We start from the raw sequence: 14,140 nt of genomic DNA, 5'->3' as shown, positions 1-14,140 counted from the left end.
TTTTATAAAAAATAATTTACAGGATTGGTTTTCTCAACAGATTTTGAGACTGCAAATTTAGGAAAAATTTCCGATAATAGCTCAATTAATTGTTGACTTACAAATTGTTCTGATTCAAAATGACCGATATCACAAATCAAAATTTGACCTTCATTCTGAAAGAAATCATGGTATTTTAAATCTCCTGTTAAATAGGCATCACACTTATTTGCTTTTGCTGCAGAAATTCCGCTTGCACCGCTGCCACCCAAAACCCCTACTCGCTTAATTTTATTGTTTTGAAAATCAGAATGTCTGATGATTTTCAAATCAAATTTCTTTTGAACCAAACGCAAAAAATCTTCTTCTGGAATCGCTTCTTCTAATTCTCCGAATCGGCCTAAACCGCTATGATGATTCTCATTTTCTAAGGAAAATATTTGATGTGCAACTTCTTCATAAGGATGTGCATTTTTCATGGCGAAAAGGATTTTGTTCTTTTTGTACGTCTCGAAAATGATAGAAATCACTTCTTCTTCGGTATTTTCTCTCACATTTTTAGAGCCGCTAAATGGATTGGAACCATCTAAAGGTCTAAAAGTTCCACGCCCAGAACTGGTAAAACTGCATTCATTATAAAAGCCGATATTTCCTGCTCCAGCTGCAAAAAGTGCTTCTTTAACTTGATTAGCATATTGAGCAGGTACATAGACTTCTAATCTTGATATGTTATTTTTCTTGGGCATCAGAATTTTTTGATTCTGTAGTCCTAATTTTTCGCAAATTTTGTAATTCACCCCAAAAAAATCGTTGTCCATTGCAGTGTGAATCGCATAGATTGCAATTTTATTTTCCAACGCTTTCATCACTGCTCGTTCAACATAATTTTTTCCAGTGATCGATTTCAGTCCTGAAAATATAATGGGATGAAAGGTGATGATAAGATTTAAATTATTTGCAATAGCTTCATCAATCACAATTTCTAAGGCATCATGGCAAACCAAAAAGCCAGAAACTTCACGATTTGCATCGCCACATAGTAATCCCACATTGTCATAATCTTCCGCTTGCTGAATCGGAATTCTTTTTTCGAATTTAAAAATTGCCTCTTTGATAGTCATTGCTTAAGTTTGTGACGAAAATAAGGATTAATTTCTTTACATTTAGTTTTCAATTTCAATTTACCCTATGGAAAAAGAACACGATTTTATCCCCGAAAGGACAAAATGGAAGCGCCAACTTTTTAGAATTATCTTTAAATCTGACACCAAGCTCGGAAGATTATTTGATGTTACCCTTCTTGCCCTGATTCTCCTGAGTACTTTTATTATTATGATGGAGAGTGTCGATGTTTATGACGCGAAACTGCACCACATTTTTATCATCTTAGAAATTATTATTACGGCTTTTTTCAGCATTGAATATGCTTTGCGTATCATCACGATTAGAAATAAAAAAGCCTATGTCTTAAGTTTTTTTGGAATTATTGATTTATTATCAATTCTACCCTTTTATCTGAGTTTATTTTTTCCGATCACCAAATATTTCCTTATTCTGAGGATGCTTAGAATGCTTCGGATTTTCCGAGTGTTAAATCTGCTAGATTTTATGAATGATGGAAATGTGCTTATTCGAGCCTTGAAACACAGCTCTAGAAAGATTTACATTTTCCTCTTATTTTTGATGATATTTTCTGTGATTGTAGGTTCAATGATGTTTATGGTAGAAGGTCACAGAGAAGGTTTTGAAAGTATTCCACAAAGCATCTATTGGGCAGTAGTTACCGTTACTACGGTGGGATATGGAGACGTTTCTCCCGGAACACCACTTGGAAAATTCTTATCTGTTTTACTCATGCTTGCTGGTTATTCCATCATTGCAGTTCCAACAGGAATTGTGACAGCGGAAATGCGCAATAAAAGACAGAATTTGGAGAAAGAATGCGACCGATGTGGAAATGATGATATTGATGACAATGCAAGGTTCTGCAAAATTTGTGGCGAAAAGGTAGTACAAAAAAAAGATGCATTGTAATGCATCTTTCAATTCGTCATCATTTGTGTTTGGAATGTGAATTTTCGAACTAGTTTCCTTTTCTTCTTTCTGGGACAAATTTAATACTATTATAACTTCTAATTTCGGGTATAAACACCTTTTTTTTTAATAATTTTCAGGTAAATATGCATTGCATATTATAATTTTCGTCCTACATATAATTATGTAGGATTTTTAGTACAATTTGAGTGTGTCATTTTTGTAAGAATAAAATTTTACTAGTTCATTTATTTAATCTTTAAATAGTGAAACTCTAGTAAAGGAATCAATAATTACACTAACATTTTGATTTGTTTCAAGAAACATTTGATAGCCACGTCCGGGAGCAAGACTTTCTGGATCCCCAATCGTGTAGAAATAAAAAGTTAAATTATTACCACCAACTTCAGTTGAGCCACTTGGTAGTAATGAAACGGATGATACACTAAAGCCTGAATCTGGGTTTAGAAAAGTAGCTCTAAGTGAACCCGAAGAACTAGAACCCGACGTTACAGTCGCAATTAATCTCCAAATGTGAACTTGGCCGGGGACGATGTTTTCTATCCATCTTTGATTTACAGCAGTACTGCCCTGATAAATATTAGTCGTAATTCCAGGAAAAGGAACTGTGGTTTCGGGCCAGCTTGAGGTTGGACTTGGTGCAAAAATTAAAGGTGTAGTATACAAAATTAGCTGCCGCGGTCCATAACCATTTCCGCTTGCAGATAAGGAATAGGTCGGTTTTACACCTCCTGCACCAGAATTAATTTTAATTACGCCATCATTACCAGCAACGGAGGAAGTAGCCACGAAAAGTTGTCTCCAAACTACTGCATCCCAAAATTCAAATCTGTTTTCTGTAGTGTTGAAAATAAGAGTTCCAGCGGTAAGCGCGGCATTGTTGCCAGGTGCCGGAAAACTTGTAAGAGGATCATTGTCTGCTAAACTGGTATTTCTCTCGCTCGTCGTTAACCGAGGGATTAACATTCCTTTCGCATTAGAGTTTATATCTAAAACGGTTGCACCATTTGGAGTTGATGTATTAATACCAACTTGCGCATTTAGAAATCCAAATATTAATAAAAAGATTCCGAAGGTAAAATTGTTTTTCATCTTAGAGTGTTTTTTGTTCAACTAAGTTAAGACTAAAACCTTTAAACTATAATCAGTGAAAACACCCAATTTAATTAACCTAATATTAATTATGATAGAAAATTAGTTTTTTCTTCGGTAATTACCTATAAACTAGCAGATTTCCCTTGCATACTACGTTTTTAAAAAAGAAAAAATTAAATGTATTTATTTATTTTTTTTCAAAAAAAAAAAGACACTCCAATATTTTGAAGTGTCCTTATACTAAAATGAAATTTTTCTCTTTTATTTAGTGGAGACAGCATTAACTTTTACTAATTCTACATCGAAAATTAGCCACGCATTTGGTGGAATAACACCACCTGCGCCAGATGCACCATAACCCATATCACTTGGAATTAATAAAGTAGCGGTTTCACCTTCTTTTAATAACATAATTCCTTCATCCCAACCTTTAATTACCTGACCCATGCCAATTCCAATTTCTATTGGTTGATTTCTTTTAAAAGAGGAGTCGAATTCAGTTCCATCAATTAATTTACCTGCATAATGTACGGAAACTTGATCACCTGCTTTTGGAGCAACTCCCTCCGTCTTTTTAGTAATTTTATAGTATAAACCAGACGGCGTAGACTGCATTCCTGCCTTCATATCTATCGCCATCTTTTCTTGATTTTTCGCAAAGTCTTCTTCTTTTTGCTTTTTATCAGCTTCAATTTTAGTTAAGATTGCTTTATTGCTGTCTTTTATTTTACCTTTTCCTTCTGCAAATAATTTGGCGGCATCGTACTTTTTGTATTCGTCTCCTTTACCAAAAATAGAAACTTTCTCTAAAACGATATCCGTTTTCGGCTTGTCTTGAGGTCCTTTTTCTGCGTTTGCAATATCATCAATTACATTTTCACCTTTTACAACTTCTCCGAAAATGGTGTGTTTTCCATCTAACCATGGTGTCGCAATTTCTGTAATGAAAAACTGAGAACCATTAGTATTAGGACCAGAATTCGCCATAGACAAAATTCCTTTTCCGGCGTGCTGAAGGTCATTTTTTTCATCATCGAATTTGTAACCTGGATCACCCATACCTGTTCCTTGTGGATCACCACCTTGAATCATAAAATCTTTGATCACACGGTGAAAAATAGTTCCGTCATAAAAAGGAACTCCTTTCGCTTTCGCCTTATTATCGATTGTTCCTTCTGCAAGTCCCGCGAAATTTGCTACAGTAATTGGAGATTTTTTGTCTTCTAATTTTACGATCATATTTCCTTTTGAAGTTTGGAAATTGGCGTAAAGACCTTCTTTAAGGCCTTCGTAAGTTTCTTTGTCTACATTCATTTTTTTATAGATTGGGGTGCAACTTGTGAGCGAAATTGCTGCTATTGCGATTAAAATTTTCTTGGCGATCATTAATTATATTTTAGAGTACTTTTATTTTAATTATGAGTGGCATGTCATTAGGAATTCTGTCATTGTCTCCGTAAGTTCCAAAGCCTAAAACTGAGGGAACCAACAAAGTTGCTTCTTTCTGTTCTGGCAAATACCTTAACGCATCTTCTACGGCTTTTAATTCTTTAAACTTACCAAACTGAACATTTATATTTTTGTTAGGAGCATCGTATAATTTAACTCCATCAAAGTCATACAAATTATATTCATAGGAGATAAGCGAATTATCTGGGCGCTTTGGATGGTTCTGTAAATCGCTCAAATTAACCCAATAATTCAAACTCATTGGAAAAAATGGCTCATCTTGATTAGCAATCCAATCCTGAATTTGTATCCTTTCTGTATCGTTAAGATTTTTAGCTCTGTTTTTGGAAGTGTTTAAATCTTTTTCACTAAGAAATCCACCTACAGGAGGATGACTCTGGGTTTTCTGGGCACACGCAACCAGACACATGGAAGAAATAATAATTAACCTTTTCATAAAAACTTCTGCGAAATTAAGCATTTCACTTTACATTTTAAAATCAAAAAACCGGGAAATAACATTCCCGGTTCATTATTTTAATGATTATGAATCGTTATGCTGATTCCAATACCTTTTTTTCTACTAATACTCTCCATCCAAAAGTGTCTTCTGCATTATTAGTTTGGATATCAACCAAGTCCTTTTGAAGAGATAAAGCGAAGCTTTCTTCCAAACTTAAAATCGGTAAGTTTAATTTTTCACCTTTGTATCCTAAAGCTTTAAAAACGGTAGTAACCACAGCAGTTCCCACTCCCCAAACTTCTTTTAGCGTGCCATTTCTTTGCGCTTCAACTACAGCTTTTACGGAAACAGGTTCTACTTTAACTTCAATTCCGCGTCTTTCTGCCAATTGAATAAAGCTATCTCTTGTGATTCCGTCTAGTATTTTTTCCGAAGTAGGTGGGGTGTAAATGGTGTCATTAATCCTAACGAAAACATTCATTGTTCCACTTTCCTCAAAAAATTCATGAGTAGAATCATCTGTCCAGATAATTTGCTCGTAGCCTTCTTCCATTGCCATTTGGGTAGGGTAAAATGCGGCTGCATAGTTACCGGCAGCTTTTGCAAATCCTACTCCGCCATTTGCAGCACGAGAATAATAATCAGAAATTTTAACAGCAACCGGTTCTGAATAATAACTCTTCGCCGGAGTTGCCACTATTGCAAACATATATTTATTCGCAATTCTTGCTTTCAAAGCTTCTTCTGTGGCGAAAACTAAAGGTCGAATATATAAGGAAAGACCTTCTCCATGAGGAATCCAATCACGGTCTAAATTCACCAACGCTTTTAAACCTTCTAAAAATATTTCTTCAGTTACTTCTGGCATTGCCAATCTTGTAGAAGATTTATTGATACGCGCAAAATTTTTCTCGGGACGGAAGAGGAATACGTCTCCATCTTTATCTTTGTACGCCTTCATTCCCTCAAAACAAGCTTGACCATAATTTACAGCCATCATTGCAGGGGAAAAAGGAAGTGGACCATAAGGAACAACCTTAACATCTCCCCATTTACCGTCTTCATATTCACAAATTACCATGTGGTCTATAAAGGTATTACCAAAAGAAAAGTTGGTAGGATCAAAGGTTGATATTCTCGGATTTGTAGATTTCTGAATTATCATATTAAAAATTTTTATAGATGTTCTACAAATTTAATATAATTTTTCAAATATCAAAATTTTAAATTATTTTTACAAAAAAATCGGATGCAAAGGGAAATTAGAACAACTTCTGATGGTAGTAAAACGCTATTTATTAAGGACTTAAATGAAAATTACCATTCTCAACATGGAGCCGTCCAAGAAGCAGTTCATGTATTTATTGATAATGGATTTAAACTGATATATGATTGTGAGATTAATATTTTAGAACTCGGTTTTGGAACAGGTCTTAACGTTTTAGTTACAATTAATGAATATTTAAAAACTGACAAAAATCATATCGTCAATTTTTTTACTGTAGAAAAATATCCGATAACGAGTAAAGAAATTGAAGAATTGAATCATTCTAAATTTATAAACTTTCCAAACAGTAATGAAATCTATACGAAAATTCATCATTGTGAATGGGGAAAGCGAGTGGAAATTCTACCGAATTTTTACCTTACTAAATATGAAGCTGATTTCTTTGATTTAGAAAATATAGAAATTTTCCCGATAAACTTGGTCTATTTTGATTGTTTTGGCGCCAGAGTGCAGCCAGACTTATGGGAACATTCTTTAATGGAGATTGTTAACTCTAAAATGCAGAAAGGAGGGTTGCTCACCACCTACTCCTCCAAAGGAAGTTTCCGTAGGGTTCTACAAAATCTTAATTTCTTAGTAGAGAAAAAACAAGGTCCTCCGGGAAAACGAGAGATGATCAATGCTACAAAACAATAGTCTGCAATAAAATCACAGAAAATTTAATAGCTTTGTTTCTAACTATAAAGAAAATTCATGGTTGATAAAATGAATGTTCGCGTTTACGCAACGGCAATAAAAGATAATCAAGTTTTAGTGTTGCATGAGGAATATGCAGGGACTCAGTTAATGAAATTTCCAGGTGGTGGTTTAGAATATGGAGAAGGAACTTTGGAATGCTTAAAACGAGAATTTGATGAAGAGCTTAATGTTCAAATAAAAGTTTTAGGTCATTTTTACACACAAGAAGATTTTTTAGTTTCCAGATTCAGAGACAATGAACAATTACTGACCATCTACTATTTGGTAGAAATTGTTGATGTAAATGAAATGATTATTCGGGATCCATGTATCGAAAAAGCGGAGTGGATTTCTCTAGATCGGTTAGATAATCCATTTCCGCTGCCCGTTGATCAAATTGTTTTTAATTTGTTGAAAGAAAGTATGCTATAAAATCTCATTCAATACTTTCGCCAATCTTAAACCGCCATAAAGCAGTTGTCTTTCTAACAAAGATGCATACTGATAATTATAATCGTAGGAGTAATTGGTATCTGGAGTTGAGGTAGCATAAATTTTATTTGCAGATTGATGACTATCATACAGCCATTCTTCCAAAGTTCCTTTTTGAATATTTGCAACTTCCTCCTTTGATTTTACATCTAAAACTCTAGCAAATTCCGTGTAGCTGTATTTTTGAAAATCTACGATTTTAGTATCCCATAAAGAATGCAAATTGGTTTCTTCTCCAAAGAATTTAAGCTTTACCCTGTTGCCTCCCAAATCTTCAGCTCTACCCAAATGCATTGGCTGTGCAGCATCTCCCATCAGGTGAATTAAAAAGCGTAAAGCAATTTCTCTATCATTTGCCGGAGTGTTTTTATCTTTGATTTGCGCAGAAAGAATTTTTATTTGAGTATAGATATTTGGTGATTTCTGTGCGGTAAGTTCAGTAGTGAATGTATTTAAATCTGCTTTCGGAGAAACATTTACATAATGCCAAACGTCCGTTTGTTTCCAAACACCAGTTTTATCAGACTTAATAAAATCTGGCCAGTTTGCCCAATAAGCCAATTTTTGATCTCCAATAATTTTTTCTAGATTTCTTTGAGCTTTGTTTGTTAGATGATTTTGTGCAATTTCCGCAATTACCCGATGTCCTGTAGTTCCCCAAGAATAACCGAAATTAAAGGCCAATAATGCCACTACAATGGCGGCGTTCTTTACTAATTTGTTCATCTACTATTTTTTGATTTTAAAGTTTTTATATCCAGTGTAAGGTGTAAAATATCCCGCGTTCCAATTGCTTTGCAAAAGCGATTCTAAAAATTCATCACTCCGATTTTTATGTGGATTGTAAGGCTCTTTTATATCTACGTCTGCAATATTTCCTTTCATATTCCACCAGAAAGCACTCCAACCGCCACGAAGATCTTTGATAATATCAAAGACTGTTTTTCCGGTAGCGCGGTTCATTAATTTTGCAAAGATACGTCCTTCAGTAGTAGTTAAATCACGCATTTGCTTTTCATACTGGTCCGCTAAAAGGGTTTGTCTGGAATTTACATACTTGCGCTGATCATTTCGATTGAGTTCAGACATTTCTTCTTCAATGTCTTGATATTGATCCAAAGCGGTTAAGAATAAAGGATAAACTCGGTTGAGCTTTTTGTTCAGAAAATAATAATAATTCTGATCGAGTTGATTATTAAATCGCGGTTTGTTAAGCAAAATCAGTTCATCCATGACAATGACATTTTCCCCATTTATTTCGTAGATTTTTGCTTTCTGACTCGCGTCATAATAATACTTATTTCCAAGTTCGTCGGTTTTTAGCATTTCTGCCGGATACTGACTAATTGGCTTTGCGATAAGTAGGGTGTCTTTTTGTGCATCAACTGAAAGTGCCGAAAACATTAGAAAAACAAAGACAAGTTTGTTAAAATTCATTACTTTTACTTCATAAAAAATCAAATTATAATTTATCAAAATTCATTCCTATTTATATGAAATATTCAAATAAATCTTTAAAATTTCTAAAAGAATATCTAAACACAGCCTCTCCAACTGGTTACGAAAGAGCAGGACAAGAAGTTTGGATGAATTATGTGAAAGAATTTACAGACGAGGTGCGTTTTGATCATTATGGAACATGTTATGGAATTATTAACCCAGAAGCAGATTTTAAAGTCGTCATAGAAGCTCATGCAGATGAAATTTCTTGGTACGTAAATTATATTACCGATGAGGGTTTAATTTACGTCATCAGAAATGGAGGTTCCGATCAAATGATTGCCCCTTCAAAAGTAGTTCATATTCATGGTGAAAAAGGAGTAGTGAAAGGTGTTTTTGGTTGGCCCGCAATTCATACCCGTGGTGTTAATTCTGATGAGCCAGTTCCAAAACTGGAAAACATTTTTATTGATTGTGGTGCTGTAACGAAGCAGGAAGTAGAAGATTTAGGTATTTTTGTAGGGACCATGATTACGTATCCAGATGAATTCTTTGAGTTAAATGACCGATATTTTGTTTGTAGAGCGCTGGATAATAGAATCGGCGGTTTTATGATTGCAGAAGTTGCCAGATTGCTTAAGGAAAATAAAAAGAAATTACCATTTGGACTTTACATTACGAATTCTGTTCAAGAGGAAGTTGGTTTGTACGGTGCAGATATGATTGCAGATACCATCAAACCGAATATCGCCATCGTCACAGATGTCACCCATGATACCACCACACCGATGATTGAAAAGAAAAAAGAAGGTGACCAAAAATGTGGCAATGGTCCCGTTATTTTTTTCGCGCCCAGTGTCCATCATACCATCCGAGAATTAATTGTAGAAACGGCAAAATTGAAAAAAATCCCTTATCAAAGAGCAGCTGCAAGTCGCGCCACGGGAACTGATACTGACGCTTTTGCCCATTCAAATGGTGGTGTTCCTTCAGCGCTAATTTCCTTGCCTTTGCGTTATATGCATACCACGGTAGAAATGGTGTCAAAAGATGATGTGTCAAACGTAATTCAATTAATTTATGAAACATTATTGAAGATAAAACCAGATATGAATTTAAAATACCACAAGTAAATTTATATTTTAAGAATTAAAAAATGAAAACAAAATTAATTGCTCCTTCCCTATTATCAGCTGATTTCGGAAATCTAGAAAGAGATATTGAAATGCTTAATAATTCTCAAGCAGATTGGTTGCATGTTGACGTAATGGATGGAAGATTTGTACCCAATATTTCTTTTGGATTCCCAGTGATGAAAATGGTTCAGAAAACTTCTAAGAAATTTGTAGATGTCCATTTGATGATTGTAGAGCCTGAAAAATACGTGGAAGAATTTATAGAATATGGAGCAGATTTGGTTTCTGTGCATTATGAAGCTTGTACGCATTTACATCGCACCATAACTTTGATCCAGGACAAAGGAGCAAAAGCAGGAGTTGTATTGAATCCTTCTACACCTGTTTTGATGTTAGAAGATATTATTGCAGATGTAGATCTTGTTCTTTTAATGAGTGTTAATCCTGGTTTCGGAGGACAAAAATTTATTCAAAATACCTTTAAAAAAATTGCTGAAACAAAAGATTTAATTCTTTCTAACAATTCCACGGCATTAATTCAAGTTGATGGAGGTGTAAATCTAGAAAATGCTGCAAAACTTTTTGAGGCTGGTGCCGATGTATTGGTTGCCGGAAATGCTGTTTTCTCTTCAGACGATCCCGAAAAAATGATTGAACTTTTAAAAATGTAACGCTCAAATAGAAAAGTAAGGAATTTCAGTCGCAGTTAAAAAAAATTACTGCGACTAAAATTTTAAATCTAAAAAATAAATTTTGTAGACAGAAAACTAGATTCGTCTTCCGTCACAATTTTATTAATAATGGCCTTGTTTTCCTTCGTTTCTTTTGTGGCGACTACGGTTCTTATAGAAAAAGAACGAAGCGCATCATAAACCGAAAGTGTTCCTTCTGCAGAATCTTTTCTACCTGTAAAAGGAAAAGTGTCTGGACCTCTTTGGCACTGAACGTTAATATTCACGCGGGAAACTTGATTTACCAAACCATCAAGTAAATGCGAAATTTCTTTCGTATCCGTTCCAAAAATACTCACTTGTTGTCCGTAATTTGAATCGATCATATAATCAATTGGTTCCTGCAGTTCAGTAAAAGATACAATCGGGACAATCGGACCAAATTGTTCTTCTCGATATAATTTCATTCCCTCTTTTACAGGATACATTACAGCCGGGAAAAACAGACTTCCATTTTGAGCGCCGCCTTTTTCATTCCTAATAAAAGCACCTTTCCCTTCAGCATCAGAAATGCAATCATTTAGATATTTAAATTTATTTTCTTCTGGCAAAGGCGTGATTTGCACTTTATCGTCCCAAGGCATTCCAAATTTCAAAGCATCTACTTTTTCACAAAATTTCTTTAAAAATGCATCTTTGATGTTTTCATGAACAAACAAAATTTTCAAGGCGGTACATCGTTGCCCGTTAAAAGATAAACTTCCTAAAATACATTCGTCTACTGCGTTTTCTAGGTTTGCATTTTCTAATATGATGGCCGGATTTTTAGCATCTAATCCTAGAATTGCGCGCAAACGGTTAACTTTCGGATGTGCTTTTTTAATATTTGATGCCACTTTGCTGGAACCAATTAAGGTTAGCACATTAATTTTACCTGTATTCATTAACGGTTCTATAATCTCACTTCCTTTTCCATATAAATAATTTACAACTCCTTTTGGGAAACTTTTTTCAATGGCTTTTGATAATGAATAATGTAATAAACAACCATGTTTTGGCGGCTTAAATAAAACGACATTACCCATAATTAAAGCCGGAATCAGCAAGGTATAAGTTTCATTTAGAGGATAATTATATGGACCAATACATAGTGTAACACCCAAAGGTGAACGCCGAATTTGCCCAATTACGCCTTCTTCAATTACAAAGGTGGAAGATTTTCGTTCTAATTTTTTTAAAGATTCTATAGTATCGTAAATATATTTTATGGTTCTGTCAAATTCTTTTTCGGAATCTTTTTCAGATTTTCCAATTTCCCACATTAATAAATTGACCACTTCGGTTCTCAAATTGAGCATTTCACCCACCAATTTTTCAACGTGGAAGATTCTTTTTTCTACAGACATCATTGGCCATTCTCCAAAACCATTATTGTAAGCCTTTTCAGAACTTTCTAAACATTCAAGAGCTTCTGGCAAAGCCGTTTTAGGAATTTTACCCAGAGAAATCCTTTCTAATTTCCCCTCACTATTTGATTTACAAATCGCGGAATCAATTTCTTTAAATGGACCATTCCAAAGTTTAAATTCACCATCTATCAAATATTCTTCCTGATCAACATGAGGAACTTGTTTTAAATTGACCGATGAAAAAGCTTCAAACAGTTGATTATTAGTGGTTTGGTTTTGCATTATTTTAAATATAAAATTTAGAATATGAAATTACAATATTTTTTATCTAAAAAGTTATACAATTCACCTATGATTATGATAATAAAAAAACCGTCTCAAAAATAAATTTGAGACGGTTTATATTAAGTTTTTAAAGAAAAATTTAGAAAATTTCTCTCCCAGAAAAGTGAAATTGCGCTTCGATTAAAGCATTTTCAGCTGAATCTGAACCATGTACTGCATTTTCTCCAATAGATCTTGCGAACATTTTTCTGATGGTTCCCTCTGCAGCTTCTGCTGGATTGGTTGCCCCGATCAAAGTTCTGAAGCCATCTACTGCATTGTCTTTTTCTAAAACTGCTGCTACAATTGGTCCAGAAGACATAAAATCTACTAACTCCCCATAGAAAGGTCTTTCTGCGTGAACTTCATAAAATTTTTGGGCATCTGCAAGAGTAAGCTGCGTTAACTTTAAAGCTTTGATTTTAAAACCTGCTTCTGCGATTTTTCCTAAAATAGCACCAACATGTCCATCTGCAACTGCATCTGGCTTGATCATGGTGAATGTAATTGTACCTGACATATATCTTGTTTTATTGTGGCGCAAAAGTACAAAAACTAATTAAGTCCACAGGCATAAAATTTTGCACAGACCACGCCTTTTTTGGCACGGATATTGTAAAAATCAACGCGATTCTCATGTTTAATTTGAGTTTTCATGGTTATTAGTTTTTACCCAGCTTCGGCTGGGTTTTTACTTTTGTTCCATTTCCTCTGCTTCTTCCATGAGCTTTAGATAGGTAATATAGCGTGATTCTTCAATTTCACCGGCTTCAATACTCTCTAGTACTGCACATTTTGGCTCATTAATATGCATGCAATTGTGATATTTACACGCTCTTCCAGTCTTGAAAATTTCTGGAAAATAATGCTGTATCTCTTCTTTTAACACATCAATCATTGCAAATTCTCGAACTCCAGGAGTGTCAATAACGCTCCCACCAAAATCCCAAAAATGCATCTGTGCAAATGTAGTGGTGTGTTTCCCTTTTTGATGAACCGAAGATATTTCTGAGGTTTTTAAATCCAAAGTGGGCTGCATGGCATTAACTAGGGTTGATTTTCCACTTCCAGAATGTCCAAAAAACACCGATACTTGATCTTTGATTCTGTTTTCTAAAACATTCAGATTTAATTTGGAATAAGAAGAAATTTCTAAAGTTTCATACCCAATATTTTGGTACAATCCTTCAACAGCTTCTACCATTTCCTTTTCCTCCTCATTCAGTACATCCATCTTATTAAAGAGGATTAAGGTTTTAATATTGTAGGCTTCACAACAAGCTAAAAAACGATCTAAAAAACCAAGAGAAGTTTCTGGAAATTTTAGCGTGAAAATAAAACATGCAATATCAATGTTAGAAGCAATGATATGGGCTTCTTTGGAAAGATTGGTTGATTTCCTGATCAAATAATTTTTCTTCGGAGCGATATGCGTAATCCATGCTACATCATCTTGCTCCAAAGAAAATTCTACAAAATCACCTACCGCCAGCGGATTGGTCAACCTGGTTTTAATCAATTTAAATTTCCCCCGGATTCTAGCTTCGTAAACTTTTCCTGTCTCATCTTCTAAAACTTGATACCAACTTCCGGTGGATTTAATGATAAGTCCTTTCATTGGTTATTATTTGGGGAAAAAGGAGAGTTCAACATAAAATGAG

Annotated in this window: 15 protein-coding genes; 5 read left to right on the top strand and 10 right to left on the bottom strand. The window is 34.5% G+C overall.

Features of this window, described 5'->3' with window-relative positions; genetic code table 11:
- Positions 1-2: 2 nt before the first annotated feature.
- Positions 3-1,100 carry a Nif3-like dinuclear metal center hexameric protein gene (locus tag RCH13_RS01600; RefSeq protein WP_326985456.1) on the bottom strand — a complete coding sequence of 366 codons (1,098 nt, stop codon included), beginning with the start codon at positions 1,098-1,100 and terminating at the stop codon, positions 3-5.
- Positions 1,101-1,167: 67 nt separating this feature from the next.
- On the opposite strand from RCH13_RS01600, the gene RCH13_RS01595 reads away from it, so the two are divergent.
- The gene (locus tag RCH13_RS01595; RefSeq protein WP_326985455.1) at positions 1,168-2,013 is read left to right on the top strand and encodes an ion transporter; all 846 of its coding nucleotides are present in this window, start codon (positions 1,168-1,170) and stop codon (positions 2,011-2,013) included.
- 252 nt (positions 2,014-2,265) lie between these two features.
- Here RCH13_RS01595 and RCH13_RS01590 read toward each other — a convergent pair whose 3' ends face one another.
- The 4 genes from RCH13_RS01590 to RCH13_RS01575 all read right to left on the bottom strand — a co-directional run bounded on the left by RCH13_RS01590 (position 2,266) and on the right by RCH13_RS01575 (position 6,206).
- The gene (locus RCH13_RS01590; RefSeq protein ID WP_326985454.1) at positions 2,266-3,126 is read right to left on the bottom strand and encodes a hypothetical protein; all 861 of its coding nucleotides are present in this window, start codon (positions 3,124-3,126) and stop codon (positions 2,266-2,268) included.
- Positions 3,127-3,390: 264 nt separating this feature from the next.
- A complete protein-coding gene (locus RCH13_RS01585; RefSeq protein WP_326985960.1) occupies positions 3,391-4,443 on the bottom strand; it encodes a peptidylprolyl isomerase in 1,053 nt (350 codons plus the stop codon).
- An 82-nt stretch (positions 4,444-4,525) separates the two neighbouring features.
- Positions 4,526-5,059 (bottom strand): FKBP-type peptidyl-prolyl cis-trans isomerase, encoded by a 534-nt coding sequence (locus RCH13_RS01580; protein WP_326985453.1) that lies wholly within the window; start codon positions 5,057-5,059, stop codon positions 4,526-4,528.
- A 73-nt stretch (positions 5,060-5,132) separates the two neighbouring features.
- Entirely contained in the window at positions 5,133-6,206 is a 1,074-nt protein-coding gene (locus RCH13_RS01575) for a branched-chain amino acid aminotransferase (protein ID WP_326985452.1), read from the bottom strand.
- An 84-nt stretch (positions 6,207-6,290) separates the two neighbouring features.
- Here RCH13_RS01575 and mnmD point away from each other — a divergent pair, with 84 nt between their 5' ends.
- Positions 6,291-6,965 carry a tRNA (5-methylaminomethyl-2-thiouridine)(34)-methyltransferase MnmD gene (gene mnmD, locus RCH13_RS01570; RefSeq protein ID WP_326985451.1) on the top strand — a complete coding sequence of 225 codons (675 nt, stop codon included), beginning with the start codon at positions 6,291-6,293 and terminating at the stop codon, positions 6,963-6,965.
- Positions 6,966-7,022: 57 nt separating this feature from the next.
- Positions 7,023-7,439: an NUDIX hydrolase gene (locus tag RCH13_RS01565; RefSeq protein ID WP_326985450.1), complete on the top strand. Its 417-nt coding sequence runs from the start codon at positions 7,023-7,025 to the stop codon at positions 7,437-7,439.
- Here RCH13_RS01565 and RCH13_RS01560 read toward each other — a convergent pair.
- Both RCH13_RS01560 and RCH13_RS01555 read right to left on the bottom strand, forming a co-directional pair.
- Complete coding sequence (locus RCH13_RS01560) at positions 7,434-8,225, bottom strand: S1/P1 nuclease (RefSeq protein WP_326985449.1); 792 nt, start codon at positions 8,223-8,225, stop codon at positions 7,434-7,436. The genes RCH13_RS01565 and RCH13_RS01560 overlap by 6 nt on opposite strands.
- Positions 8,226-8,228: 3 nt before the next feature.
- The gene (locus tag RCH13_RS01555) at positions 8,229-8,936 is read right to left on the bottom strand and encodes a DUF4294 domain-containing protein (protein ID WP_326985448.1); all 708 of its coding nucleotides are present in this window, start codon (positions 8,934-8,936) and stop codon (positions 8,229-8,231) included.
- Between the two features lie 56 nt (positions 8,937-8,992).
- On the opposite strand from RCH13_RS01555, the gene RCH13_RS01550 reads away from it, so the two are divergent.
- The gene (locus tag RCH13_RS01550; RefSeq protein WP_326985447.1) at positions 8,993-10,072 is read left to right on the top strand and encodes a M28 family peptidase; all 1,080 of its coding nucleotides are present in this window, start codon (positions 8,993-8,995) and stop codon (positions 10,070-10,072) included.
- 23 nt (positions 10,073-10,095) lie between these two features.
- The gene (gene rpe / locus RCH13_RS01545) at positions 10,096-10,746 is read left to right on the top strand and encodes a ribulose-phosphate 3-epimerase (protein WP_326985446.1); all 651 of its coding nucleotides are present in this window, start codon (positions 10,096-10,098) and stop codon (positions 10,744-10,746) included.
- Between the two features lie 68 nt (positions 10,747-10,814).
- On the opposite strand, the gene RCH13_RS01540 is transcribed toward rpe, so the two are convergent.
- The 3 genes from RCH13_RS01540 to rsgA all read right to left on the bottom strand — a co-directional run bounded on the left by RCH13_RS01540 (position 10,815) and on the right by rsgA (position 14,097).
- On the bottom strand, positions 10,815-12,437 hold the full coding sequence (locus tag RCH13_RS01540) for an NADP-dependent glyceraldehyde-3-phosphate dehydrogenase (RefSeq protein ID WP_326985445.1): 1,623 nt from the start codon (positions 12,435-12,437) through the stop codon (positions 10,815-10,817).
- A gap of 142 nt (positions 12,438-12,579) precedes the next feature.
- On the bottom strand, positions 12,580-12,999 hold the full coding sequence (locus tag RCH13_RS01535) for a nucleoside-diphosphate kinase (protein ID WP_326985444.1): 420 nt from the start codon (positions 12,997-12,999) through the stop codon (positions 12,580-12,582).
- A gap of 171 nt (positions 13,000-13,170) precedes the next feature.
- Positions 13,171-14,097, bottom strand: a complete 927-nt coding sequence (gene rsgA / locus RCH13_RS01530; protein ID WP_326985443.1) for a ribosome small subunit-dependent GTPase A — start codon at positions 14,095-14,097, stop codon at positions 13,171-13,173.
- Between the last annotated feature and the right edge of the window lie 43 nt (positions 14,098-14,140).

It is taken from the genome of Chryseobacterium sp. MP_3.2 (assembly GCF_035984805.1).
GTDB lineage: Bacteria > Bacteroidota > Bacteroidia > Flavobacteriales > Weeksellaceae > Kaistella.
Note: the sequence above shows the minus strand (reverse complement) of the source record. Positions and strands in the feature narration are given on the sequence as shown.